Source organism: Shewanella aquimarina (assembly GCF_023349185.1).
Classification (GTDB): domain Bacteria; phylum Pseudomonadota; class Gammaproteobacteria; order Enterobacterales; family Shewanellaceae; genus Shewanella; species Shewanella aquimarina.
Genome location: NZ_JAKIKY010000002.1, coordinates 429098 through 455473, shown reverse-complemented (window position 1 = coordinate 455473; position 26376 = coordinate 429098). Strand labels below are relative to the sequence as shown.

23 protein-coding genes are annotated in these 26376 nt (G+C 55.5%); 7 read left to right on the top strand and 16 right to left on the bottom strand.

Annotated elements, in window-relative coordinates:
• Positions 1–72: 72 nt before the first annotated feature.
• Positions 73–708 (top strand): glutathione S-transferase family protein, encoded by a 636-nt coding sequence (locus L2731_RS04135; protein ID WP_249251956.1) that lies wholly within the window; start codon positions 73–75, stop codon positions 706–708.
• 107 nt (positions 709–815) lie between these two features.
• Here the strand turns inward: L2731_RS04135 and L2731_RS04130 are convergent, their stop codons facing one another.
• The 6 genes from L2731_RS04130 to L2731_RS04105 form a co-directional block, all read right to left on the bottom strand.
• The gene (locus L2731_RS04130) at positions 816–1424 is read right to left on the bottom strand and encodes a hypothetical protein (protein WP_249251955.1); all 609 of its coding nucleotides are present in this window, start codon (positions 1422–1424) and stop codon (positions 816–818) included.
• A 145-nt stretch (positions 1425–1569) separates the two neighbouring features.
• Positions 1570–2070, bottom strand: coding sequence for a DUF4447 family protein (locus tag L2731_RS04125; RefSeq protein ID WP_144201816.1), 501 nt, complete (start codon positions 2068–2070; stop codon positions 1570–1572).
• Between the two features lie 36 nt (positions 2071–2106).
• Positions 2107–2508, bottom strand: coding sequence for an SMI1/KNR4 family protein (locus L2731_RS04120; RefSeq protein WP_144201818.1), 402 nt, complete (start codon positions 2506–2508; stop codon positions 2107–2109).
• Positions 2509–2604: 96 nt separating this feature from the next.
• Complete coding sequence (locus tag L2731_RS04115; protein WP_249251954.1) at positions 2605–3387, bottom strand: RelA/SpoT domain-containing protein; 783 nt, start codon at positions 3385–3387, stop codon at positions 2605–2607.
• A gap of 150 nt (positions 3388–3537) precedes the next feature.
• The gene (locus tag L2731_RS04110) at positions 3538–5622 is read right to left on the bottom strand and encodes a M13 family metallopeptidase (protein WP_249251953.1); all 2085 of its coding nucleotides are present in this window, start codon (positions 5620–5622) and stop codon (positions 3538–3540) included.
• A gap of 472 nt (positions 5623–6094) precedes the next feature.
• Positions 6095–6631, bottom strand: a complete 537-nt coding sequence (locus tag L2731_RS04105; RefSeq protein ID WP_249251952.1) for a sugar O-acetyltransferase — start codon at positions 6629–6631, stop codon at positions 6095–6097.
• A 165-nt stretch (positions 6632–6796) separates the two neighbouring features.
• Between L2731_RS04105 and rsuA the strand changes: the two genes are divergently transcribed.
• Positions 6797–7489: a 16S rRNA pseudouridine(516) synthase RsuA gene (gene rsuA / locus L2731_RS04100; protein ID WP_239852062.1), complete on the top strand. Its 693-nt coding sequence runs from the start codon at positions 6797–6799 to the stop codon at positions 7487–7489.
• A gap of 54 nt (positions 7490–7543) precedes the next feature.
• Here rsuA and L2731_RS04095 read toward each other — a convergent pair whose 3' ends face one another.
• Positions 7544–7981 (bottom strand): DUF3069 domain-containing protein, encoded by a 438-nt coding sequence (locus L2731_RS04095; protein WP_239852064.1) that lies wholly within the window; start codon positions 7979–7981, stop codon positions 7544–7546.
• Between the two features lie 280 nt (positions 7982–8261).
• Between L2731_RS04095 and L2731_RS04090 the strand changes: the two genes are divergently transcribed.
• A complete protein-coding gene (locus L2731_RS04090; protein ID WP_249251950.1) occupies positions 8262–10169 on the top strand; it encodes a tetratricopeptide repeat-containing diguanylate cyclase in 1908 nt (635 codons plus the stop codon).
• A 100-nt stretch (positions 10170–10269) separates the two neighbouring features.
• On the opposite strand, the gene L2731_RS04085 is transcribed toward L2731_RS04090, so the two are convergent.
• Positions 10270–11079 (bottom strand): substrate-binding periplasmic protein, encoded by an 810-nt coding sequence (locus tag L2731_RS04085; protein WP_249251948.1) that lies wholly within the window; start codon positions 11077–11079, stop codon positions 10270–10272.
• A gap of 428 nt (positions 11080–11507) precedes the next feature.
• Between L2731_RS04085 and queG the strand changes: the two genes are divergently transcribed.
• Positions 11508–12671 carry a tRNA epoxyqueuosine(34) reductase QueG gene (queG, locus tag L2731_RS04080; protein ID WP_249251947.1) on the top strand — a complete coding sequence of 388 codons (1164 nt, stop codon included), beginning with the start codon at positions 11508–11510 and terminating at the stop codon, positions 12669–12671.
• 12 nt (positions 12672–12683) lie between these two features.
• Here queG and L2731_RS04075 read toward each other — a convergent pair whose 3' ends face one another.
• From L2731_RS04075 to L2731_RS04065, 3 genes are all read right to left on the bottom strand, one after another.
• The gene (locus L2731_RS04075) at positions 12684–12893 is read right to left on the bottom strand and encodes a dodecin (RefSeq protein ID WP_041508698.1); all 210 of its coding nucleotides are present in this window, start codon (positions 12891–12893) and stop codon (positions 12684–12686) included.
• A 98-nt stretch (positions 12894–12991) separates the two neighbouring features.
• A complete protein-coding gene (locus L2731_RS04070) occupies positions 12992–14707 on the bottom strand; it encodes a GMC family oxidoreductase (RefSeq protein ID WP_249251946.1) in 1716 nt (571 codons plus the stop codon).
• A 51-nt stretch (positions 14708–14758) separates the two neighbouring features.
• Positions 14759–15337 (bottom strand): gluconate 2-dehydrogenase subunit 3 family protein, encoded by a 579-nt coding sequence (locus L2731_RS04065; protein ID WP_249251945.1) that lies wholly within the window; start codon positions 15335–15337, stop codon positions 14759–14761.
• A gap of 227 nt (positions 15338–15564) precedes the next feature.
• Between L2731_RS04065 and L2731_RS04060 the strand changes: the two genes are divergently transcribed.
• Positions 15565–17115 (top strand): glutamate synthase-related protein, encoded by a 1551-nt coding sequence (locus tag L2731_RS04060; RefSeq protein WP_249251944.1) that lies wholly within the window; start codon positions 15565–15567, stop codon positions 17113–17115.
• Positions 17116–17176: 61 nt separating this feature from the next.
• On the opposite strand, the gene L2731_RS04055 is transcribed toward L2731_RS04060, so the two are convergent.
• Complete coding sequence (locus L2731_RS04055) at positions 17177–17317, bottom strand: hypothetical protein (RefSeq protein WP_160290135.1); 141 nt, start codon at positions 17315–17317, stop codon at positions 17177–17179.
• Between the two features lies 1 nt (position 17318).
• Here L2731_RS04055 and L2731_RS04050 point away from each other — a divergent pair, with 1 nt between their 5' ends.
• The gene (locus L2731_RS04050; RefSeq protein ID WP_249251943.1) at positions 17319–18833 is read left to right on the top strand and encodes a tetratricopeptide repeat protein; all 1515 of its coding nucleotides are present in this window, start codon (positions 17319–17321) and stop codon (positions 18831–18833) included.
• Positions 18834–18932: 99 nt separating this feature from the next.
• Here the strand turns inward: L2731_RS04050 and metE are convergent, their stop codons facing one another.
• Positions 18933–21212, bottom strand: a complete 2280-nt coding sequence (gene metE, locus L2731_RS04045) for a 5-methyltetrahydropteroyltriglutamate--homocysteine S-methyltransferase (protein ID WP_249251942.1) — start codon at positions 21210–21212, stop codon at positions 18933–18935.
• Positions 21213–21412: 200 nt separating this feature from the next.
• On the opposite strand from metE, the gene L2731_RS04040 reads away from it, so the two are divergent.
• A complete protein-coding gene (locus L2731_RS04040; protein ID WP_249251941.1) occupies positions 21413–22312 on the top strand; it encodes a LysR family transcriptional regulator in 900 nt (299 codons plus the stop codon).
• A 344-nt stretch (positions 22313–22656) separates the two neighbouring features.
• Here the strand turns inward: L2731_RS04040 and L2731_RS04035 are convergent, their stop codons facing one another.
• From L2731_RS04035 to L2731_RS04025, 3 genes are all read right to left on the bottom strand, one after another.
• Complete coding sequence (locus L2731_RS04035; protein ID WP_041508692.1) at positions 22657–23388, bottom strand: HDOD domain-containing protein; 732 nt, start codon at positions 23386–23388, stop codon at positions 22657–22659.
• Between the two features lie 252 nt (positions 23389–23640).
• Entirely contained in the window at positions 23641–24252 is a 612-nt protein-coding gene (locus tag L2731_RS04030) for an arylesterase (RefSeq protein ID WP_249251940.1), read from the bottom strand.
• 93 nt (positions 24253–24345) lie between these two features.
• The gene (locus L2731_RS04025; protein ID WP_249251939.1) at positions 24346–26316 is read right to left on the bottom strand and encodes a TonB-dependent receptor; all 1971 of its coding nucleotides are present in this window, start codon (positions 26314–26316) and stop codon (positions 24346–24348) included.
• Between the last annotated feature and the right edge of the window lie 60 nt (positions 26317–26376).

Below are 26376 nucleotides of genomic sequence, written 5' to 3'. Positions count from 1 at the left end.
CAAAAATGGCATCCAAATGGATGCCATTTTTATTTAGACTAACGGCTCTCCCAACAATAAGTGAGGAAAAGGATGATTACGCTATATGGAACCCCAAGAAGCCGCGCGCTGCGCGTCTCTTGGCTGCTTGAAGAACTCGGTATCGATTGGCAATTTCACTTCATCAATTTTGCTAAGGGCGATAACCGCAGCGAGACCTTCCTGGCCATGAATCCCAGTGGCAAGGTGCCTGTGATCCAAGATGACGAGCTGGTACTGACTGAATCGGCAGGCATCTGCCAATATCTGGCCGAAAAATACGGTAAGGGCCAGTTTCTGCCAACGCCGGGCACGCCCGAGGCCGGTCACTATCATCAATGGATGAGCTTCATCATCTGCGAACTGGAGCAGCCCCTATGGACCATGGGTAAGCACAAGTTCGCCCTGCCCGAGGCGCAGCGTCACCCCAGCATCTTACCCATAGCGGTTTGGGAGTTCGACAAGGCAGCCGCCTTGGCCGAGAACATGCTACCGGACACCCCTTATCTGCTAGGTGATGAGGTAAGCGTTGCCGATATCATGCTGGCGCATACCCTGATGTGGGCGACAGTGTTTGAGCAAAGTATTCCCCCCAAGTTGGCGGCATTCAGAGACAGGATGCAGCGCCGCCCGGCCCTGGCCAGCGCGCTTGAAAAAACCGAGGCCGTTGCCGCTAAGGCGGCTGATTAGCGATAACGGTTTAACAGCATAATGTCTCTCAGGCATTATGCTGTCCTCCTTAGGCCATAATGCCTAAAAATATTCGCTCATTTTCCTCAGTTTACGGCTAACTGCCCTTAAGTCGCCACACAATCCGGTGCCTTGGCAAGATCCAGCATGATCTCATCCTTCCGAGAACGGATCCTCAAGAGCTCCTCATCCAGACTCACCTCTATGTCGCCCAACCAGTCCAAGGTTTTAATCGGTTTTAGCTGATAACGCCACAGCGGCAAATCACACTGGCGCCACACCTTGTGATAGGCCTTGCCCATGGCACCAGGGTCTATCGTCTGCACCCAGATGGCGTAATCTCGATCGCGCTTAAACTGGCTCTGCTCATCAGTATCTGGACTCAATACCAGGCCCATCAACAAACCTAGACTCAGTAAAATCAGCTGAACTATCCCAACCAAGAAACTGAGCTGAATGAAGAAAGACACCGGCCAATGAAGGTGAATAAACTCGCTAAATTGGCGACGATATTGCTCCAACTTCCAAAAGCCAAAAAATACCACAATGAGTTTTATCAGCAGGACCATGGGTTTCACCTTGGCCATAAAAGGTGGGTTGAGCCAATAGGCCCCAAACAAGCCGGGTAACAGACTCTCGATGAGCGGCAGATAGATAATTGCGGCGATAGCGACTAAAAGCAAGATGGCCTGGCGAGGGCTGACGGCTTGGTACATATCCTTGTCCAAATTGAGTTAACCTTTAAGTAACATCTGCACAAGATAGCATAGGGCTCGTTGAAGCAACACAGTTTAAAGATGAAAGATAATTAAAAAAGCCCCGCTCGTTAGAGCAGGGCTTTTTATCGAATCAGGGGTTAACTCACAGCTGTGTAGCTGCCCACTTGGCGCGGCTCTCGCGGCTCTCTTTCAGGCCTTCCTTCTCGCGATAGGCTTTATAGGCATCGACGTCCAGCGGCACCAGAGTGACCTCGACTTCCAGCACCAGCTTACACTCTTTCTTGATGCGCCAGGCCGCCGTGTTGTATAGCTCGGTCAACGGCAGCGAGCTTAAGAACTCGGGGTTGTACTGGGTGTATATGGCCTGTGTCGGGTAGACCACGAAGCTCAGACGACGCTTAGGCTCCTTCTTAAACAGCTCCTCGATGCCGTCACAGGTGTTGAGCACCTGCATCTCTATGGTCTCATCCAGTTCCAGCAGCTTCTTGGCCGCCAGACCAGACACCTCGGCCTCACCCGCTTCCCAGGCCAACACATCGGCCTCGCTGCACTTGCTCAGCTCGCCCACCTGGGCGGCAGTTAGGCCGAGTGAGTGACGCAGGTATTTAATTTCTATTGCATTTAATTCAGCTGTCTTTGCCATCTTGATATCCAAATTTGAGTTAATCTTGTCACGCGCCTAGGCGGGGATCCAAACCTCTTCGACCCATTGCCAGAACGACTCCCAGCTCTCCTCGGCCAGCTCGCCGTCTTGCCACAGCATCACCTGACCTTCCTGATCGATACAGTAAAAGTCATCGCCCTGCTGACAGATGGCGATATATTCCCTCGGCATGCCGATAGACCAGGCATAGGAGGTCACCTCGGGCAGATAGGTATGGGCATAGGGATCGGCTGCGGTCACAGGCTCTATAGTGCCGTGAATCACGTCGCTGGCGTAGAGGAGATACTCTTTCAGCTCAGCGGGTAAGGGGATCAGGATCTGCTCTTCCACTTCGACCAGTTGATCGAAGCTGGGCAGCTCCAGAGGGACGGGAACTGTCTCGCTCAGTTCCCTGAGTTGCTCGATAAGATCGTGCATTGTCGTCTGCTCTAAATGGGCTAATGGCCGCAAGTATAATCGCTTTAAGCCCAGATTGTTAATCCAATTTATCGCAGACACAGCGCCACACAAAGATTAGGCCGCGGCTAGCAATTCGGCACTGTCCAGCCTTTTATAGTAGAGCCACGCCTTGTGGTACTGCTTGTGGGAAGCCTGACGCAGATTGGTTATCTGCGCCAGCTCCAACTGACTCAAGTCGCGGGACTGGGCCATGGCCCGCGCCTCGATGGCCTGGATCTGCTCGTAGGCCTTATGTTCCTCTCCGCTCTTGATCTCGGCGATAGCCTTGAGGTGCAGCTGCACCTCGGCGATCATGCCGGTTTGCGGTAACTGCACCAGCAGGTTGAGGTCGCGATAACCAGAAGCCTTAGGCTCGGCGAAACGGTTTTTCACCTGCAGCACCTTGACCTGTTGCTGAAGATCCTCAAACGCCGTCATCAGCCCCTGAATATCTTCGGCCACCAGGCTGGCCCTGGCCAGATCCGTGATGCGGCTGGCGTCGCCGTCAAACTTGGCTGCAATCTTGGCCTTAGCACGCTCATAGCTTTTCACTTCGGGGATCAGCAGTTGGTAACTCTCTTGGGTATTTAGCCCCTCTAGCAGGCTAGTCAGCTCCTGCTGGGCGTTCTGGGCCTGGGCATAGAGGCTATCGAGGTCGTCGCTACTCTGGCGGATCAGGGCGGCGGAGCTACTGGCGATGGCGTGCAGACCATGCTGGTCTTTACTGAAAGACTGTTTCTGGGCGTAGCAACCAGACTCCTCTTTGGTGTCGATTAAGGCGTCATAATTGGTCGCCAGGGCGCTACGGGTGGAGACAAGTAACAGGAAGATAAAAAAGGGTCTAAACAACTTATTCATAACCGTCCTCGGTAAAAGCGCAAGCCTTGTACCCTTAATCTAGCCAGGGTTCACTTAACCCTTGCTGAATGGATGATGAACAATTATTTATCATGAAACAGACATAAAAAAAGAGCGCCTTGGCGCTCTTTTTCATCGAGAAAACTCGAGTTACCAGATCTTCACACGCTGAGCGGGTTCGATGTACATGGCATCGCCCTGCTTAACGTCGAAGGTGGTGTAGAACTCAGGCATGTTAGACAGCGCGCCCAGGGCACGGAACTTAGCCGGTGAGTGTGGATCGGTCGCTACGCGGTTACGCATCGCCTCTTCCTTCATCTTGGCGCGCCAGATCTGGCTGAAGCCGATGAAGAAACGCTCGTCGCCGGTCAGGCCGTCGATAACCGGTGCTTCCTTACCGTTGAGTGACATCTTGTAAGCCTTGTAGGCGATGGTTACGCCTGACAGGTCGCCGATGTTCTCACCCAGGGTCAGCTCACCGTTAACATTCAGGTCGTCAAACACCGAGTAACCATTGTACTGATCTACCAGCGCCTTACCGCGCGCAGCAAACTCTTTCAGATCTTGCTCGGTCCACCAGTCACGCATGTTACCTTCGCCGTCGAACTTAGCGCCCTGATCGTCGAAACCATGCCCCATCTCGTGACCGATCACGGCTCCGATACCGCCATAGTTCACCGCGTCATCTGCCTCCATGTTGAAGAAAGGAGGCTGCAGAATCGCCGCCGGGAAGACGATCTCGTTCATGGTTGGGTTGTAGTAGGCGTTCACCGTCTGTGGCGTCATGTGCCACTCCCACTTACGGATTGGTGAACCTAACTTTTCAAGCTCCTTCTCGTGGCTCAACTCGCTGGCGCGCATGCTGTTGCCAACAAGGTCATCGGCCTTGATGGTCAGCTTGTCGTAGTTTTCCCAGCGATCTGGGTAACCAATCTTAGGATCAAACTTAGCCAGCTTGTCTTTAGCCGCAACTTTAGTGTCTGGGCTCATCCACTCCAGGCCGTCGATGCTCTCGCCATAGGCACGACGTAGATTTTCAACCAGCTCCTGCATGCGCTGCTTGGCTTCTGGCTTGAAGTGACGCTTCACATAAACCTTACCCACAACCTCACCCAGCAGGTTGTTTACCGTGCTCACGCCGCGCTTCCAACGTGGCTGCTGCTCCGCCTGGCCGTTGAGTGTCTTAGAGAAGAACTCGAAGTTTTCACGGTCAAGCTCTGTGCTCAGATCGCCAGCGAAGTGAGTCAGAGTCTGCCAGGTCATGTAGGTCTTCCACACAGACAGATCGTTAGCTTTCAGCACTTCGTTGAAGCCTTCGATGAAGCTTGGCTGGTTAATAATGATGTCGGCCTGCTTGTCGCCGCCCAGGGTCTTGAGGTAACCGTTCCAGTTGATATCCGGTGCCAGCTTAGGCAGATCCGCTACCTGATACAGGTTATAGGTCTTAGTGCTGTCACGGGTCTCGACGACGTCCCAATGACGGCTGGCGATAGCGGTTTCCAACGCAAGGATCTGCTCGGCGCTCGCCTTAGCGTTTGGCAGGCCGGCCAAGGTGAACATCTTCTCGATGTGGGCCACAAACGCCTTACGAATGTTGACGAAACGCTCGGCTTCGTTGAAGTAGTAATCCTTCTCAGGCAGGCTCAAACCATATTGCCAGATATGAGTCGCATAACGGCTAGAGTCTTTCGCGTCGATATTGATATAGAAAGCCAGCGGCGTGCCGCCACCTATGATCTGGCTGTGGGCAAAGTATTCCACCAGCTGATCTTTGTTCTCAAGGGCGGCGATCTTGTCCAGCTCACCTTGAATCGGCTTGATACCCAGCTTGTCTAGCTGGTCTGTGTCCATGAAAGAGCGATACAGGTCGGCAACCTTCTGCTCATCGCTGCCCGCCTTCAGGTTAGGCGTAGCCGCCACCTCTTCGATGATCGCCTTAACATCGTCACGTGACTTCTCACGCAGGTCATAGAAGGCGCCTGTGCTGGTGCGATCGCCTGGGATCTCAGTGTTCTTAATCCAGGTGCCGTTTACATAGCTATAAAAATCATCTTGCGGACGTACCGACTTATCGAAGTTAGCGAAATCGATACCCGAGGTCAGGGCCTGCTCTACCGCAACTGCGGTTTCTGTCTTGGCGGTTTCAGGGGCCTTAACTTCTGCCTGGTCGCTGTTGCAAGCGCTAAGACCAAGAATCAAAGAGGCGCAAACCCCTCCAACGAACACTTTTTTCATGTGAATTCCTTTTATGCTTAATTGTTTTTTTGTTAGCAATGCGACTGTCATGGCGAAGCCAAAATGGTGCAAAAACTGCTTCAAGAGACCTATGTTAAAGGGATTAGGCCAATGTAAACAAGTTTATCTGCGGCCCATGGGTGAAATTATGGTTACTCATATGTAAGTAAAGATTTCCTCTCCCTAGGCCTGCAGCCCAGTAGCGCCTAGGGCCTGTTTATCTTTCGCGTTCATTTTTGCAGCATTCTGTATCGCTTTTATACAAGGCAGAGCGATTGTAATGTAGTGCACTACATCAATGAGCGATAACGCAGTAGAAAAATGATACAGACGCTGCCCGCAGGGTTCGTCTTGAGCACGTTCAACTCTTTGTTACTCGGCTTTTATATAGAATAACTATACTTCAAGCCTCATGCCGCGATTTGAACGTGCTCAATTAGAACAAAAATTGTTCTCAAAAGGTCAACAGGCCCTAGATATACCGTATCACCCGCGCCGGATTACCGCCCACTAGAGTTTTAGGAGGAACATCCTTAGTCACCACGGCGCCCGCCGCGACAACCGCCTCATCGCCTATGGTTACGCCCGGCAGAATGATCGCCCCGCCACCAATCCATACCCGCTCGCCGATCAGGATAGCCTCGGCCTGTTCCCAGCCCTCACAGCGACGCTCCGAATCCAGTGGGTGATTGGCGGTGTAGCACTGCACGTTTGGCCCTATCATGGTCTGGCGACCTATGGTGATAGGGGCGTTGTCCTGCAGGGTAACATTGACGTTGATAAATACCTGAGGCGCCACATGCAGATTCTGCCCATAGCTGATATAGAGCGGCAGCTTAATCACGGCCTGGGAATCCAGATGAGGCAGCAGCTCATTGTCCACTTCCCCGCGCCGGTTCATCTCGGCGTTCGCCTGTTGCCGCAACTGCCAGCGCTTTTGCAACTCGCTGTCGAGGCAGTTGTACTCCTGACCGCCGATCATCTTGTCAAATTCACTAAGAGCTTCCATCGCCTGCCGACTCCTTAGGGATGCATACACAATATAAGATTACTCATGCTAACATTTTTCCTTACCGGCATTTATCCCGATTGCCACTTTTCCTTTCTCGCACTTTTCCTTTCTTCTCTGTGGCCTCATAATAGCGCCCCACAGTAGCATCCTTAGGTTAACCCAGTGCGTTTAGACAAATTTATCAGCGAATCCACCCACCTCAGCCGCTCCTTGGCCAAGAAGGCCCTTCACAGAGGTGAAGTGACCGTCGATGGCCAGGTGATCAAAGATGGCAGCTTCAAGTTGAATGATAGCCAGAAAGTCTGTCTGGACGGCGAGCCTATCTCGCTGATTGGGCCACGTTTTATCATGCTGCACAAGCCGGTGGATACCCTCTGCTCGACCGTCGATGAGGTCTACCCTTCTGTGCTCAATCTGCTCGAACTGCCCCATAAAGAAGACCTACACATCGCCGGACGACTGGACGCCGATACCACTGGGCTGGTGCTGATCACCAGCGACGGTCAGTGGTCCCACAGGGTCACCTCGCCGAAACGCGAATGCGGTAAGACCTATCTGGTGCAGCTGGCCGATCCCCTCAAAGAGGAGTGGGTCGAGCAATTTGCCACCGGGCTGGCACTGCGCAGCGAAGAGGGACTCACTAAACCGGCCAAGCTTGAGTTGCTTGGCAGCCATGAGGCGAGACTCACCATCACCGAAGGCAAATATCATCAGGTGAAACGTATGTTTGCCGCCGTCGGCAACAAGGTGGTGGGACTGCACAGGGAGTCTATCGGCGAGATTGTGCTGGACGAGAGTCTGGCACCGGGTGAATGGCGCTACCTGACAGAGGATGAGATAGCCTCGATAAAATAGCGCGCTGCCGGTAGCCAATTGCGCAAGCTAGCTACCAGTCTATTATCGGCCCAATTATTTACCCGCGATGACCGCCTTGATGCTATTGAGTAGCGCGCGGTCGGTGCGGGCCTTCTTCAACTTCTTCACACTCTCCTTGAGCGAGGCATCTGAAAGACGGGTAAAGATGTTGTTGTACTCCTTCTCCTCAATCGCCTCGTCGCTATCGGCCAGCTCGGCGATATCCTGAGCGACGCGGCTAAGTTGCAACCAAGAGTTAGCGATATAGAAGCCGTGGAATTCGGCCTGAGCCACTAGCCCCTTGGCGCTGGTAGGCAGGGCCTCCCAGGCGGTGGAAAATTTACCCTCTTCATCGCTTAACAGCTCGTTAAACAGATTGGCATAGGCTTCCAGCAGATTTGCCGGCACCTTATCCATAGGGATCACGGTATTACATACGTTCAGCGCCGCCTGTTCGGCGATCGCCTGATATTCTTGACTGGGTTTACTCATAAGACACTCTCAACACAACACGCCGCTCTCACCGCGGCCAGGTTCGCCGAAAAACACTCGCCGGATTAGGCCGCCAAGCGGGCGCAAAATAAGGGCTGACGTTATACCCCTAGTCCGGCTGAAAAGCAAAGTTGCCACTTTTGTTATATAAAAGTTAAAAATAAACGCATAAAAAATATACTTTTTACTGTCAATAAACTGTCATCCGTATAATATAGTTACAAAAAAAGTGTTTATGCTATGGTTAAATGGTCACATAGCAAGGTTGGCAAAGCTAAAAATGACAAGAAAAATAAAAGCAAAATCCTGGATAACGTCTCTGCTGCTGATCAGTCTTAGCCTCCCACTCTTAGGGCTCAGCCCATCGAGCCTGGCGCAAGAAAATACCGCCGAAGAGATAGATGCTATTTTCAAGAAATTCGATCACGGCGAATATAGTGACCAAGAAGCGATCAAAGAGGCGCTTGGTTTCCTGACGACCAATGTCTCGCCCGATGACATGGAGCGTTACCTCAAGCTGCAGACTGTGCTTTGCTGGAACAACTATGACATCACCAAGCAGCAAGCGCTCAAAGATGCCATCGCCTTTGCCGACATGAAACTCCTTACCGAAGGGGTCGCAGCCTCGCCAGAGATAACCACAGATCTCAAGCTGTGCCGCGCCTTCATGCACCAACTGCTGGGCGAGGTGGAGGTGGCACTGGAGGAATACAACAAGGTTGTCGCCGAAGCCTATCTGATAGAATCCCCAAGGCTGATCGCCGACTCACGCTCACTGCGCGGCGCCATCTACTCTTTTCAGGGCAACTTTGCCCAGGCGCTGGAGGATCTGATCACCGCCCAACACCTCTATGAATCCCTCAACCTGCAATACTGGGCCATCTATAACCTCACCGAGCTGGCCACCAGCTATCGCCGCTTCGGCGATCCCCAGACGGCGATCAAGTACTATAGCAAGCTGGAAAAAGGATTCGAAGATACGGGTGACAGAGACGGTGCCAACGCCATCAAGACAGAAATAGGTTTCGCCCTGGAAGAGCTGGGCGAGTATGAGGCGGCGCTGAAGAAACACAGGGAAGCCCATCAATACTGGCGCGATACCCAAGGCGAAGAGGCCAGCTCCTATACAGCAGTGAATGTCGCCGGCGTATTGATTCAGCTTCACCGTGAAGACGAAGCCAAGGCCTACCTGGATCTCGCAGAGAAGCACGTGCAACCGGAAATAGGGGGCAGCTATAGTTTCATGCGCCTCTATCAGGCACAGTCGGCCCTCAACAAGGGGCAATATCCTCAGGCACTCGATTATATCGACAAGGCCAAGCGGAGCTTTGAGGCGATCAAGAATGCCCGCGGCCTGGAAAAGCTACACATGGTACATAGCCAGATATTCGTCGCCGAAAAAGACTGGCAACAGGCCTACGAGGCGCTACTGAGCTACATACAGACCCACAAATCCTTGGATGCCACCCAGCAGACCAATCGCACCACCGAGATGCGAACTCGCTTCAATACCGAACAGATAGAGCGCGAGAACCAGCAGCTGATCGAACTGCAGAAGATCAAGGAAAACGAGCTGGTGATCCTCAAGCAGAACAAGTATCTGCAACTGGCGGTGATCGTGCTGGGTTGCATCATCATGATCATTCTCTCGATCGTCGCCTACAAGCAGTCACAGAAGTCCAAGCTGCTCTCAATCCTGGCGCTGACGGACCACCTGACCCAGTTGCCTAACCGGCGCTACACCTACTCCAAGGGTGAGGGATACTTCAAGTCCAAGAATGAGGAGCACCACCCGCTGTCGATCATACTGTTCGATGCCGACCACTTTAAGAAGGTGAACGATAAGTATGGCCATGATATAGGTGATAAGGTGCTCATCGCCCTCGCCAACATCAGCAACGGACTGATGCGTAAACAAGATCTGGTGGGGCGTGTCGGCGGAGAAGAGTTTCTGGTTATCCTGCCCGGCACTACGGCCGAGCAGGCCCTCAATGTGGCCCAGCGCTTGGTCACCACGGTAGAGAGCAGCAATTTCGATGACGTCTACATGAATTTCAAGCTCACCATCAGCGCAGGTATCGCCTGCACAGATGGCGACAAGAGCTTCGAGCAGCTGTTGAAACGGGCCGACGATGCCCTCTACCGCGCCAAGTCATCGGGTCGTAACTGCGCCATATTAGATACCTAATAATTTCAATTAACCGACAGCTGCAATTAACCAGAAGCCACAGTTAAGACGCAGCAGTCAACCAATAGTCGCGGTTAGCTAACCGCGAAAAACCAGCGACCTACAAACTTAAGTCACCGTGTTTAAGCAACTCGATACGATGGGGTGGAGTGAGTTTGGGAAACCATTCGTGATAGAGGCGCGCCATCTCGCCTGATGCCTGCAGCTTAGCCAGGGCATCATGCCAGCGAAGCACCCGCTCTGGATCGGTCCCCTTAGAGAAAGCCAGATAGAGATCTACCTGCGCCAGCTCCAACACGGGATGCACCTCATCCAGCCCCATATTCACCTCGTCCAGCAGTCGCGCCACCGCCAGATCGGCCTGACACCAGAAACGGATCCTGTCGTGCTGTAGCTGACGCGCCGACTGCTGGGGAAAGCTAGCCACAGTCAGGTGCTCTACCCCTTGACGCATCAGGATAGACTCCCCCAGAGAGCCACGATAGACGCCGACGCTGCCCAGAGCATCCAGCTCGGCTACCGATGTGGGCGTGACCCTGTCTTCGGCCTTGGCATAGATAGAGATACTGGTGGTAGCAATTGGACCGACGAAATCGAAATTCCTGCTGCGCTGCTCGTTGCGAGAGGTGGCAAACAAGAGCACATTGGCCTGGCCCTCTGCGATGGCAAAAGCCCTCGCCCAAGGCAATACCTCGATATTGGCCTCTTCGCCCAGTTCACTGGCGAGGCGCCGTACCAGGCTGACACCATAGCCCATGGGAAGCCCCTGTTCCTGATAGCTCATGGGCGCCCACTCTTCGGTCAACATACGCAGGGGCGCCGCCCCAACCGGACGAGATAGACCAAGCAGTGATAAATAGATCAGCGATAAACCAATCAGCAAGATGCGCCACGCGCTACACCAGATCAAATTGCTCTCCCGCAAGTTAGGCCAACGCCTGTTATTGATTATCGTCTAAGATGGGCAGGCTTTCCCTATGCCTATACTAATGCCTATATTTGGCGCCCATATTCAGCGCCTATAGTTAGTGTCTAAATTAGTGCCTATATTCAGAGCCTAAATTTGTGCCTATGCTGCCGAGCCCTTTTCTCGACTCCTCTTCCCAACTTAAATAGCGCCCAGCCAAATTGCAATAGGCGCCATTAGAGGCAAGACCAGGCCCTCGCTATTCTTTTAAGCAAAACCCCAACCACTAGATTAATCACTGGTATTAGTCATGGCCTTAACCACTGGCATTAGTCATCGCCTTGACCAGCCGTGTTAAATTTTCTCACGCAAAGCAAAACTGTTATCATGGCGCCACAGTTATCCTGACCTCACCACTCTTGGTCCAAAGTATGTCTCACCACAGCGCCCTGACGCCTCAAGCATTACAGCAGCTCGCCCTTAAGATCAAAACCTGGGGTAAGGCATTAGGCTTTGCGCAAATCGGCATCTGCGATACCGATCTCGGCGCCGAAGAGCCCAAACTACAGGCCTGGCTCGATAAGGGCTACCACGGCGAGATGGGCTATATGGAGAGTCATGGCATGATGCGCGCCCGCCCTCATGAGCTGCATCCGGGCACGGTGCGGGTCATCAGTGCGCGCATGGACTACCTGCCGCCAGAGGCCGGCTTTGCCACCCACCTTAAAGACCCCAATCTGGCTTATATCTCGCGCTACGCGGGGGGCCGTGACTATCACAAGATGATCCGCAACCGGCTAAAGAAGCTGGGGCAGCAGATTGAGGCCGAGCTGGATGACTTAGGGTTAGCGCGCCCCAATTACCGCCCCTTCGTGGATTCCGCGCCAATCTTAGAACGCCCACTGGCAGATAAGGCCGGGCTCGGCTGGACGGGCAAGCACAGCCTGCTACTCAATCATGAGGCGGGGAGCTGGTTCTTCCTGGGTGAGCTGCTTATCGATCTCCCGCTACCTGTGGATATTCCAGTCAAAGCCGATTGCAACACCTGCGTGGCCTGCATCAAGTCTTGCCCCACCAACGCCATCGTCGAGCCCTATGTAGTGGATGGCAGACGCTGCATCTCCTATCTCACCATAGAACTGCAGGGGGCAATTCCCGAGGAGTTCAGGCCCTTGATAGGCAACCGCATCTATGGCTGTGACGACTGTCAGCTGGTGTGTCCGGTCAATGGTGAGGCGCCCTTGACCCAGGAAAGCGATTTTCATACTCGGGACCCGCTCAAACGTCCAGCACTATTGACCCTCTTTGCCTGGAGCGAGGCGGAGTTTCTCAAGTTTACCGAAGGCAGCGCCATTCGCCGTATCGGCCATAAGCGTTGGCTGCGCAACATAGCGATTGCCCTGGGTAATGCCCCGGCATCAGAGGATGTAATCGCCGCCCTCAAGGCTCGCCGGGACAGCGAAGAGGTCGACGACATGGTACGCGAGCATGTCGACTGGGCGCTGGCGCGCCAGCAGTCTGGTGACGTTCAAATCAATCGTAAGACCCAGAGGGTGATCCGCACCGTCGAAAAGGGGCTGCCCCGGGACGCCTGACGCCTTGCATCATCAATCTGAGTCTAAGGTGAAGCCCACCTTAATCGTCACCTGCCAGTGGGCAATCAAGCCGGCCTCTAAGTGCCCCCGGGTCTCGACCACCTGAAACCACCTGAGATGATGCAGCGACTGACTGGCCGATTCGATGGCATTCTTAATCGCCTCGTCCGAACTTATGGGTGAGGAACCAACGAGTTCGATGATCTTGTAGGTATGACTCATAGTGGATCTCCTGTTGCAAACTGGCTATCCCCTTGAGTATAGAAAAGCTTTGCGCCCCCTGTGTACCCAGGGGCAAAATCCGTGCTGAATCACCACAGCTAAGCCTGCTTTAAGCGCCCTAGCAGCTTGTCGGCCACCCGAAAGGCGTTGGCATAAATGGTAAAGGTCGGGGTGACGCTCCCGCCATTTGGCATGAAGGCGCCGTCGGTCACATACAGATTATCGCAATCGTGTACCCGGCAATCGGGATCAAGCACAGATGTGCGCGGATCGACACCGAAGCGGCATCCCCCCGCCACTAGGTTGGCCGTGGGGTCGCTAAACACATTGCCCCAGACCTCGTCGGCACCCATGGCCTGCATCACCTCCACGCCGCGATCGATCAGATACTGGGCGACCTTAAGATCATGGGGATGAAAACCGGCGCGCACCTTGGCCACCGGCTGGCCCCATTTATCCTTCTCCTCATCATCCAGGCTGACAAAACACTCATCATGGGTGAGCCAGTCGCAGAAGACCTCAAACTTAAAGTCCCGCGACTGGGTAAAGTGCGCCTTAAGCTTCTGCTTGAACGGCGTGCCCCAGAGCAGATTGCCCTCCTGCCACTTGAGCGCATTCGCCTCACTGGTGGGCGATGGCGGGTCGAACACGAAGTCTAAGGTGCCGCCCTTTACGGGCTTATCGAACGCCGCCTTATCATCAATCACATACCAGTCTTGCAGGGCGCGATTAAAGAAGGGACCGCGCTGCTTGAGGCCTCTGGCGGTCTCGGCTGATAGTTTATCCAGCTTAAACACCCCATGGCCGGTCCCGCCGGCGCAGCAGTGCAGGTTCTTGCCAACCTGGCCATGGCGATTGCCTATCCCCTTGGGGTGTTTCTCACCAGTACTCGCCAGCAGCAGGCGCGCACTCTCGATGGCGTAGCAGGCAACCACGAAAATTTTGGCCTGGATCCGCCGACTCTCGCCCTTGGCATCGAAATAGTCGGCAGAGCTCACCCGTCCCTTGCTATCGGTATTGAGTCGATACACCTTGGCTCGTGGGATGATGCGGCAATGGCCGCTAGCCACCGCATGGTTCAGCAGCGCCGCCCGGGAGCTGCCCTTGGCACCCGAATGGCAGCCATAGCTGCCGCAATAGCCGGAATACTCGCAGCTCATCCGCCCGTTGAAGGGGCGAGACAATATGGCCCGCGCCATCGGCAGCGGATTAAGCTTAAGCGCCTCGCAGGCATTATCGAAACGCGCCGCGATAGGGTGCTCGACGGTAGGTACAAAGGGAAAGTCCGGCGTCGACCTAGGTTCTAAGTGGGGATGTTGCACCACTCGGCCGCTGACGCCGACAAGCTGCTCCACCTTAGTGTAATACGGCTCTAGCTCCTCATAGCTGATGGGCCAGTCGACCGTGTTGCTGCCGGGGATCACCCCATAGATCGAGGCGAGACGAAAATCCGTTGGCTTGAGACGATGGAAATAGCCACTCATAAAGTTAGAGGCGCCGCCGACGATATTGCCGCCCCAAAACTGCGCCGTGGTCTCCCGGCGCCAGCCCCCCTCGCCATCGGGTAGCTCGAGCACGTGACGCTCCTCGTCAAACCGAGAGCGAAACACCCTGTGGCGCGGCAATTGCTCATCTTTCACGAAATCCTGCTCGGTATACCAGTCGCCCTTTTCCAGCACGACCACGTCGATCCCGGCTCTGGCCAACTCATAGGCGATGGGGCCGGCGCCCGCGCCGCTGCCCACGATACAAACCTCGAATTGATGGGGCGTCTGTGGCTCCCTCTTAGTTGCTAATCCCCTAGCTGCTGTCATCTGCAAAGCGTCCTAATAAAAATCTGCTAAAAAGTGGCCTGTCATCCCAGATTAAAAATCGAGATAACTCTTACCCGCTTTAGGCCGAGGAAAACCCGGCTGGTGCTCGAGCCAGCGCCAACCTATCTCGTCTGGATTACCACCATAGAGGGGATCCAGCGTCAGCGCCTCAATCAGGTAATAGAGCAGCAGGGAGAGCCAGTTCTCACCGGCGCGGCTCTTGGCAATCTCTTTTAGCAGCGCGTCTTGCTCTTCCCAGCTCATCACCAGAAAACTACGTCCCCTTTGGGTATCGGCCCAATCCTCCAACCAGGCCGCGCCCTGCAAGATAAATTGCCTGTCCTCATCGATGCGATTATCGGGATCTTCAATGGCCCACAAGAGATAGCGATAGGCATTGAGATCCTTGGCCGAGGGGCCATCGCCATCATCGGGAAACAGATGTAGCTGCACCGCCTCAATGATGGCGCGGTTGATCACATCAAAACCTTGCGGCCTTGTCGTGATGGAAAATTCGGTGTCGGCCCAGCTCAACTGGGGTTTAGCCGCCAACAGCATCGCCGCGGCGCCGCTTCCAGCCAGAAACGCCCGCCGGGTCAAGCCGCTTTCAAAGGCATACTCTGTAGCCATCTTATTCCCTCGCCTTGTCACCTTACCTCCTCAAGCCTGCAAGCTGATCTCGCCTCAGTGGGTAAACAGACCGAAATTACCGCTAAATCGATTCAACTGAGTGTGAATTTTTCACCGCCCCGGGTCAACACCCAGCGCACAAAGCCATTGAATCACCAGGCGGCGACTCGGCGAAAATGCGCCTAGACTATAGGCAACGGCCAATGCGCAGCCCCTAAGGAGATTCCATGGTTAACCCTATCATCGCCGATAACAAGCCTAAGAAAGTCGAGCTCACCAAAGGCAAGGAATACTATTTCTGTGTCTGTGGCCGCTCCAATAACCAGCCCTTCTGCGATGGTTCCCATAAGGGAACTGGGTTTAGCCCCAAGGCCTTCACCGCCGAGAAAGATGGCGAGGCCTACCTGTGCGCCTGCAAACACACGGGCAATGCCCCCTACTGCGACGGCACCCATAAAAACTTCACCGCCGACCAGGTGGGCCAAGAAGGGCCTGGACGCGAGGCCTTAGGAGTCGATGTCGGCAAGCCGCCCAAGGCGGTCGCCACTCAGGAGGAGCCCCGCGTCGAGCTGATCCATCAGCTGGCCAGGGAAGGCCTGAAGACTCTCGGTCATCACGGCCCCATGGTCGCCATGGGCGTCCCCAGGTATCAGCTACCCAGCTGGGACGAGATTCAGATCATGACGGCCCAGATAGCCAGCAAGCCTCTGTTTGAAGAGGAAGCCGTCGAGACAGAGCTGATCATAGGCCCAGAGGCACGCAAGCCGCTGAGGCTCAAGATCCCCCTGCTGGTGTCGGACATGAGCTTCGGCGCGATATCGGAAGAGGCCAAGACCGCCCTGGCCAAGGGGGCCGAGCTGGCGGGCACAGGGATCTGCTCGGGTGAGGGCGGCATGTTGCCCGAAGAGCAAGCGGCCAACTCCCGCTACTTCTACGAACTGGCCAGCGCCCAGTTTGGCTACCAGGAAGCCTTGATGGCCAAGATACAGGCGTTCCATTTCAAGGGGGGCCAGGGCGCCAAGACAGGCACAGGCGGTCATCTGCCCGGTAGCAAGAACCAGGGCAAGATCGCCCAGATAAGAGGCATTCCGGCGGGGCAAGATGCCATCTCACCACCGCGTTTCAGGGACCTCAACTCGGTGGCCGACTTCAAACGCTTCGCCGACAGGGTGCGAGAACTCAGCGGCGGCGTGCCTATCGGCTTTAAGCTCAGTGCTAACCATATCGAACGGGAGATCCAGTTTGCACTGGATGCCAGCGCGGACTACATCATACTCGACGGCCGAGGCGGCGGCACGGGCGCGGCGCCGCAGATCTTTCGCGATCACATCAGCGTGCCCACCATTCCAGCCCTGGCCCGCGCCCGGCGCTACCTCGACCAGCAGGGCGCCAGCGGCAGGGTTACCCTGATCATCACAGGCGGTCTCAGGCTGCCCATGGACTTTGTCAAGGCGATGGCCCTTGGCGCCGACGGCGTGGCCCTGGCCAACAGCGCCATGCAGGCGATCGGCTGCGTGGCCGCCCGCATCTGTAACACCAACAACTGCCCCGCCGGCATTGCCACCCAAAATGCCGACCTGCGTCAGCGCCTCAACATAGATAAATCGGCGCAGCAGCTGGCCAACTTTCTTCAGGCCTCCACCGAACTGATGCAGGTGATGGCCAGGGCCTGCGGCCATCACAGCCTGCAAGATTTCAACCTGGACGATCTCGCCACCTGGCACAGCGAGATGGCCAGGCTGTCGGGCATCCCCTACGCCGGGGTGACGCCTATCTAGGCGTTAGCGAGCATCATCTAGCCTAATCTAAGGCACGTAGGCTTAAGGGGGAAACCTTAGGTTAGGCGATAAAAATAAACAGGCTAATGGCTTGTTTAATAAGATAAACCGGTGCAAACTTGCCGCCGAGGATCTCGGGACGAATCCATCGCCCAACATCAGCACTCGCCTCATTGCTGCCATAGACAATGTGAAGGACCACAATGCAAGTCGTTATTTTATCGGTAATCTTAGCCCTACTCTTCATCACCCTGCTGCTGGTCTACCTTAACTGGCGCAATAAACAACCTCTAGCGCTTAGCGGCGGCCCTGACGAGGTGTTGTTTCAGGCCAGCCAACTCTTGAACCGAGGCAAAGATGCCCAGGCCATCGACTATCTTGAGCGAGCGGCCGACATGGGCATGGCCCATGCGGCGCAGTTTCTCGGCGAACTCTACAGCCTCGAAGATCACCATCTGTATGACCTAGATAAGGCCGATCACTGGTTTCAACAAGCGGCCGAGCTGGATGAACAATTTGCCCAGATTCAACGCCAGATGCTCAAGTTGAAGGTTCATCCAAGCCAAGAAGGCGGCAGTCACGAACTGGAAGCCATGCTGAAACCTGGCGCCGATCAGGGCAATAGCAATCAGCAGGCCGAGCTCGGCAGGCTCTATCAGGAGAGCCCGCTGCTGGACCCCGACGGCACCAAGGCACTGCACTATCTCGGCCTCGCCGCCGAGGCGGGTGACACGCAGGCGCATTACCACCTGGCCAAGGTGCTGCTGGAACCGCGCCATGGCGAGCCGGCTCCCATCAGGGCAAGAGCCCTGCTGGAGGCCATTACCGAAAGCGACCCCTTAGCCAAGAGCCTGCTGGCGCAGATGCTGCTAACGGGAGAAGGCGGCCCGGCCGAGCCCCGCGAGGCAGAGCGCCTAATGCACGAGGTAGCCGAGGAAAACGACTTTGCCTTCATCGAGCTGGCACACCTCTATCAGGAAGGCACAGCCCTGCCTCAGGATATCCCCAAGGCAGAGGAGTGCCTAAGACAAGCGCTCGCCATGGAGAATCACAGCGCCGCCTATCGCCTGGGCGAGTTACTGCTCAAACATAAACGCGATAGCGACAGCCACCGCGAGGCGATCGCCCTGCTCACGCCGCTGGCCGAGCAATGGTGGACGGATGCCCTCTTCCTCATGGGCAAGGCCCACGAAGATGGATTAGGCACCCGCCGTCATCTGCCCACGGCGCTGAGCTACTACCGCTTGGCCGCCACAGATCCCGCCCCCTATCATCTTGAGCGGGTCGACGAATTGAGTGCCAAGATGGGAAGCTATGAGCTGGAGCAGGCCGAGAGCCTGTATCGGCAGTTTTTGACCGAGCATCCACTGAGCCAGGAGCAACAGGCCAGCATAGAGCTTACCCATGGGCTGCGACTGTTCCATGAAGATGACAGGGGACGACGCCATCCCAGAGAGGCCATCGCTTACCTTGAGCGCGCCGCGCTCGCCGGCGAGAACCTGGCACTTGAGCCCCTGCATCAGGCCTGTGTAGAAACGGGGCAGAGGGTAGACGCCGCCATCTGGGCCCAACTCGCCCTAACGGATCAGTTTTACTATCTTCCCACTGGCAAGCTGGAGGTCAGTTTAACCAGCCTCAAACAAGGCTTTAGCGAGGCCGAAGAGGCGCTGTTTGCACAGCGCCTCGCCGAGAGACAGGCGACACTCGCCACCAACTGATTAGCTCACGGTGCAGATGAGCCAGGTCATAAAAGCGTAAATAAAAAGCGTAACGGGCGCTCCGTCTTGGGCTCGCCCGCTGCGTGTTAGAGACTCGGCCTAGCCCAGGCGTCGCCTCAGCTCCTTGGTCGCCTTCACCATGTTAGCCAGCGCCGGCTCCACCTCATCCCAGGTACGGGTCTTGAGACCACAGTCGGGATTGACCCAGAGCTGGCCCACGGGGATCTTGGTCGCCGCCTTCTCGATAAGCGCCACCATCTCCTCAACCGTTGGAAGATTGGGGCTATGGATGTCATATACCCCAGGGCCTATCTCGTTGGGATACTCGAAGTCCTCGAAGGCATTGAGCAGCTCCATATGCGAGCGCGAGGTCTCTATGGTGATCACATCCGCATCCATGGCGGCGATGGCGTCTATGGTGGCGTTGAACTCGCTGTAACACATGTGGGTATGGATCTGGGTCTCATCCTCCGCGCCCGCGGCGCTGAGCTTGAAGGCGGCCACCGCCCAGTCGAGATAGTGCTGCCACTCGCTGGCCTTGAGCGGCAGCCCCTCTCGAAACGCCGGCTCATCTATCTGAATGATGCCTATCCCCGCCGCCTGCAAGTCGGCCACTTCGTCGCGAATGGCCAGGGCTAGCTGATTGGCTATCTGTTCACGGCCGATATCTTCCCGAGCGAAAGACCAATGCAAGATGGTCACAGGGCCGGTCAACATGCCCTTCACCGGCCTGTCGGTCAGGCTCTGGGCGAAGCAGGCCCAGGAGAGTGTCATCGGCTGACGGCGCGACACATCACCGTAGATGAGCGGCGGCTTGACGCAGCGCGAGCCATAGCTCTGCACCCAGGCAAACTGGGTAAAGCCCACGCCATCGAGCTGCTCGCCGAAGTATTCCACCATGTCGTTGCGCTCAGCCTCACCGTGGACCAGAACATCTATGCCCAGCTTGAGCTGACGGCTGATGCTGTCTCGGGTCACCGCCTCGAGCTGGGCCACATAGGCCTGCTCGGTCAGCTCCCCCTTACGCCAGCGACTACGCAGGCCGCGAATGGCCGGCGTCTGTGGGAAAGAGCCTATGGTGGTGGTAGGTAGCAGCGGCAAACGAAAACGAGCCTGCTGCTTGCGGCGGCGCTCGCCAAAGCCGCTACCACGGGTGAAATCTGCAGGCGTTAACCCCTTGAGCCTCGCCTGCACCTCAGGGTTGGCCGCCTGCTCACGGGCCTTACGCCTCGCCTCACAGCGCATCACTATCGCCTGGGCTGCCTCGCTCTGTGGGGTAAGCAACAAGGTGCGCAGCGCCGCCAGCTCGTCGAGTTTCTGCTTGGCAAAGCTGAGTTGATTGGCGAGCTCTGGCGCCAGCTCGGTCTCGCTCTCCAGATCCACGGGCACGTGTAAGAGCGAACAGGAAGGCGCCAGCCAGACACGCTCACCAAGATCCGCCACCACACCGCGCAGACGCTCGGCCAAGATATCGAGATCCGCCGCCCACACGTTGCGGCCGTTGATCACCCCAAGGCTAAGCACCTGGGCAGGCTTTAGGCTGGCGGCAAACTGCTTAAGCTGCTGGGCATCGCTCACCAGATCCAGGTGCAAACCGTCAACCTCGAGTTCCTTGATCACCCCATGATGATGGGCCACAGAGCCATAGTAGCTGGCCAGCAGCAGCTTAACCCCCTGACCACCGAGTTCTGCGTAGGCTGGTGCGAAGGCCGCCAGCCAGTCATCATCTAGCTCTAGCGCCAAGATAGGCTCGTCGAGCTGCACCCAGGTCACGCCCTGGTCGGCAAAGCGCGCCAGAATCGCTTGGTAGGCCTCGAGCAAGTTGTGCAGCAGGCTCAGCTTGTCGAAGGGCTCGCCCTCGCACTTGGCAAGATAGAGGTAGCTAAGCGGGCCAAGCAATACCGGCTTAGGCTGATGCCCCAGGGATTTAGCCTCGGCCACCTCGTCGAACAGCTGCTCATAGACTATTTCGAAGCGCTGCCCCGTCCTGAGCTCCGGCACTATGTAGTGGTAGTTGGTATTGAAGTATTTCTTCATCTGAGCGGCGCGGCAAGCCTCTCCAGTGGGCGCTCGACCGCGAGCCACACGAAACAGGGTATCTAGATCCACCTGCTCGCCGCTGCGATGACGCTCGGGGATGGCGTCTATGGTGGCGCTAAGGGTGAGTACCTGATCGTAGAAGGCAAAGTCCCCCACCGGCAGCAGTTTCACGCCCGCCGCCTGCTGCCACTGCCAGTGGGTTTGACGTAGCTCACTGGCAACCGATTGCAGCTGAGCCTGGTCAATCTCGCCACGCCAATACTTTTCCAGGGCAAATTTGAGTTCCCGTTGACGACCGATTCGTGGAAAGCCTAATGAAGCAATATCTAGAGTTTGCATATTGTATACCTTTTGCATTAAGATGAGCGAAATTCATGGTTAGCGCCCTTCGCTGTCATCGCAATCCAGGTTTGAGAACTGAAATTGCACAACAAACCAAAACAGGCGTCTGGACGTCTAGAAGTTTATTGTGCTAATCTGTTGTCTCGCAATCGAATTGATTTCACGAGCAACATGAGCCAAATTCATGTGAGGTAAAAATGATAGAGCTTAGGCATTTACGTACATTGGTCGCCCTGAAAGAGAGCGGCAGTCTCGCGGGCGCAGCCAAGAAGCGCTTTGTCACCCAGTCGGCCTTATCCCACCAGATCAAGGAACTGGAGACCCGCATCAACTCGGCGATTTTCGTGCGTAAGAGTAAACCCCTCTCCTTTACCCAGGAGGGCGCCCGTCTGCTCAATCTCGCCGAAGAGATCTTGCCTAAGGTGATAGAAACCGAAATCGATCTCAAGAATGGCCTGGGCAGCGAGGCTAGAGATCTCTTTGTCGGCATAGAGTGTCACAGCTGCTTTCGCTGGCTGATGCCGGTGATCGAGCAGTTTAATGCCGGCTTTCCCCACACCAATCTGGAGCTGTCGAGCCGTCATCTGTTCGATTCACTGACCGCACTCAAGCAGGGACAACTGGACGTAGTGCTCACCTCAGACCCTATTCCGGATCATGATATCGCCTATCAGCATCTATTCGATTTCGAGGTCAAGCTATTGGTCGCGGCAGACCATCCGCTGGCCGAACTCCCCTATGTCACGGCGGCGCAGCTTAAGGATCAGACCCTGCTCACCTACCCTGTACCGCTCGACAGACTGGATATCTACCGGCACTTCTTGGAGCCTGCCGGGGTGCCTGTAGCCAAGCAGATCCGCTGCGATCTCACCGCTATGTTGCTACAGCGCATCGCCTGTAAGGATGGGGTCGCTGCCCTGCCTAACTGGTCAATCAACGAGGCACACGGCCTGTCGCTTAAGGCGGTAAAACTTGGGCCAGAAGGACTCAAGCGTCCCCTGTTTGGCGCCTATCGCAGCAATGGCAGCAGTGCGCGTCTCGCCCAGCAATGGCTCAATCTGGTGACCTCAGAGGGACTGGAACGCCAGGGGCATTAGACCCTGTTTCATATCACCAAAATCAAGACACAAAAAAAACCTGCACTTGGCAGGTTTTCTTTTATCTGGTCGAAGGCCCTAGGGCCTGTTGGCCTTTTGAGAACAAATTTTATTCTAATTGAGCACGTTCAAATCGCGGCTCGAGGCTTGAGATATAGTTATTCTATATAAAAGCCGAGTAACAAAGAGTTGAACGTGCTCAAGACGAACCCTGCGGGCAGCGTCTGTATCATTTTTCTACTGCGTTATCGCTCATTGATGTAGCTCACTAGATTACAATCACTCTGCCTTGTATAAAATCGATACAGAATGCTGCAAAAATGAACGTAAAAGGTCAACAGGCCCTAGAGCGGGTTGAGCAGTTGATTGCGCATGGAAAGCACCCGGCGCAGCACTAGGCCCGGAGAGTCTGGGTTACGGGTCTGACGCAGGTTGTGGGCGATCATAAACTCTTCTCTAAGCTCTTCGTCCAGGCCTAAGGAATCGAAGGCTTCCAACGTCAGGGTCTGCTTCTGATTATCGATCAACGACTTGATGATGGAGAGCGGGAACGACTGCTCCGACTCGGCATTCAGATAGGCGAAGGCGGTCAGGGCGATGATCTCGCCAAACACACTAAACAGCGCCAGGGTCTGTACCTCATCGGGATTGATGTTTACCCCTTCCATATGATGCAGGCTATCGACGGCGTCTGTGGCTATGCTCTCGGTAAGTGCCCAGTAGCCATACACCAGCTTCTTATAAGGCTGAGGCAGCTCATCGAGGCGCTCCTTGAGATAGAAGGTGAAGGCATAACGGTAGATATTGACCTGCCCCAGGCGCACCAGGGCATCTTTCAATGAACGGTTCTTCGAGGAGACTATGCCACCGGCATTGGCCGCCGAATTACTGCGCCATAGCAGGTGCGCCGCCAGGGCGGGATCGGAAGAGACGATATCGATCACATTGCGAATATCGCCATCGGCAATAATGGCTTTCTTCAACGGGATCAAAATACCCCGTCGCCCGATAACCTGTTCTTCATTGGCAATAATTGCACGTACTTGAGTGAATACCTGATGCTCAAGATCTGTCATGAGAAGTCATTAACCTGATTTATTATTGGCACGGCGCCGTTTGTTATCCGAGAATTTACCCATAAAACGACTGTCTGGGTCAAGTCGATTTGGGGGAAAAACGGACATTAACCTAAATAAATTCATCTTGCCACTCACGCTAACCCTTTCGGCCTGATTAAACGACAAAATTCCGTCATTTAACCAAGCGGTGGCATCCATAGATTGGCCTAAAGCCGGGGGCATATTTACTCGCTGCCAACGCCATCGAAACTATAAGGCACCAGCCTGTTGCAGACGCCGGTAAAGGTGCTCGGCGAGGCGGCGATAGCCATCATCATTGAGGTGAATCGCATCAGATTTTACCTCTGATAATTTTAGCAGCTCTGTCAGAAAATCCTCAATAAATAGCGGTTGATATTGCGCCGCCAACTGCCCGTACAGGGGCGCAGTTTCCAGCCAGATGCTCTTCTGGGGAACGCCGATCAGCACGACAGGAATATCTCGCCGCTGCGCCTCAGCGAGCATGGCGGCCAAATTGGCCTCCACCTGCGCCGCGCTGCTATTGCGCAAAAAATCATTGCCGCCCTCGAGCAAGATGATAAGGTCCGGCGCCATCTCATCAAGCACCCGGGAAAAACGCGTTAGCCCCTGGGCGCTTGTCTCCCCCGAGATACCAGCGTTAATCACCGCTCGCCCGCTCATCCTCTGCAATTGGCTGGGATAATCCATGCCGGTGCTGGCCCCCACGCCTTGGGTCAGGCTATCGCCGAAGGCGAGGATCCTGGCATCGCTGGCCAGCGGAGCAAACGAGGGGCCACTGGCGGGCCAGAAGGTGATGATCGCTAGTAATATAACGGGCAAGAGCAGCCACTTAAATTTCATCCCACAGACTCCCAAATGATCTATGCCCTATGATGAACAGCGGGCAATAAAAAAGCCAGTCAAGTATGACTGGCTCTTAGGACTTTAACAGCTCTAGAAGCGGTAACTGGCGGTCAGGCGCAGCGCGCGCCCCGTGCCAGGGTAATAACCGCTACCCCAGGTGCTGAAGTAACCTGAGCTGACATATTCCTTGTCCAGCAGGTTGTCGACTCGCAGGCTGGCCAGCCAGGCATCGCGGCTATAGTTGATGGCGATGTTTGCCAGGGTATAGGCATCGAGCTTGTCTCCCTGGTTGGCATTATCGCCCTCCATGTAGCGCTCACCGGTGTAGACACCCTCGACGAAGAGCTGTAGGTGCTGGTACACATCATAGCTGACATAGCCACGGCCACTGTTCTTGGCTACCCAGGAGAGCGCCTTGCCCTCGTTAACCCCTTCGGTGAACTCGGCATCGATATAGTTGTACTCGAGGCCCAGCTGAACATCCTGACTCACCTGCCAGTCCCAATCGGCGCTCACACCATAGCGACGCGAAGCATCGGCGTTCACGTTGGCGCCGGGGAAACTACCACCCACGGGGGTCTCGGCGCTCGGGTCGAAGACGATCTCATCTTCGAGATCCAGACGATAGGCACTCAGGCGCAGGCTATTGCGCTCGAGCAGCAGATCCCAGCCCGCCTCGTAGGAGCGACCCGTCTGAGGCTTGAGTCCCTGAATGCTAGCCGGGGTATAGGCCTGCTCATCCACCTTGGCGAAACGGAAGTTATCGTCGACCCGCAGGTAGAATCTATGTTGCTGGCTCGGGCGATAGTTGATGCCAAGCTCGAATGCATGGGCATCCTGATCCAGATCTATCCCATTTGGATAGGCACTGGCGTCCACCAGCTCATCTGTCACCTCGGCATAACGACCGCCCACCACATAGCTGAAGCTCTCGGTGAGGGGCACGGTCGCCTGCAGATAGGCGCTGGCCAGCTTCTGCACATTGCTGCGATTGCTAAATGTCGCCTCGCCGCGGCTCAAATCCAGGCCGGTCACCAGCTTAAGCTCGCCGTTATCCGTCTTGATGTTAGCCACAGCCTTGGGTTTAAACTCCAGCAGGGAGCGGGTATCGCGGCGGCTTGTGTTCCAGGTGCTTAACCCGGTTGTCAGGGTGTCGCTGTAGTTAAGGTCGGCGCCCAGCGACCAGGCTTCATTCAGTTGTCGCTGATAGCCGGTGCGGGCCGCCGTGGTCATCTCATGCAGGTAGGCATCGATAAAGAGATCGCCTTGCTTCAGATCACCCATCTGTCTTGGTTTTTGCTTGAGCTGATCGTCATTCAGCGCAGCAGCCAGTTCGCGGTGGTTGTCATAGTGACTCGCCTCAGCGAAGAACTGCTGCACTTCATCGTCATACTGCAGGCGTCCCAGCACTGAGCTGGTCTTGCTGGCATTGTGATCGCGATAGTTATCGCTCTTGAGATGGTTGGCCGCGCCATAGAGGCGCCAGTTGTCGTTGATGGCGACCGACCCTTCGGCCTTGGCCTCAAGGGTGTCGAAGCTGCCGCCGGAGAGCTGCAGGCTGCCGCCGTTATCTTTCGGCGCCTTGGTGATAATGTTGATCACCCCGCCAACTGCCTGATCACCATAAAGCACACCGGCGCTGCCTGAGAGGATCTCGATTCGCTCCACCTGATTGAGCCCGATGGCACTGATGCTCGGCGCGGCGATATCGATGTTATTGAGGCGACGACCATCGATCAGGATCAAGGTGTTGTTGACGGCCTGACTAGCACTGAAACCGCGCATGGCAAACACGGCACCCGAGTTTGAATCTGATACCTGAATGCCGCTCTGTCCGCGCAGCAGCTCGGTGAGGTTGGTGGCACCGCTAAGTTCGATGGCGGCGGCGTCGATCACATTGACGTTAGCCGCGATATTGATAGGGGTGTTTTCGGTGCGGCCGATAACCGTGATGGTTTCGTCCACAGGCCCAGGGGTGCCCGACGTCGCCGCTAAGACAGGAAAGCTCCCGGCCAGACAGGCGCCAAGCAGTAGCGCAATTTTACTAGGTTGTGTACCCATTTTCCTTTAACTCCTAAAAGGGAAACAGGGCAAGGCGTCACGACTGGGCGCAGTCCATCA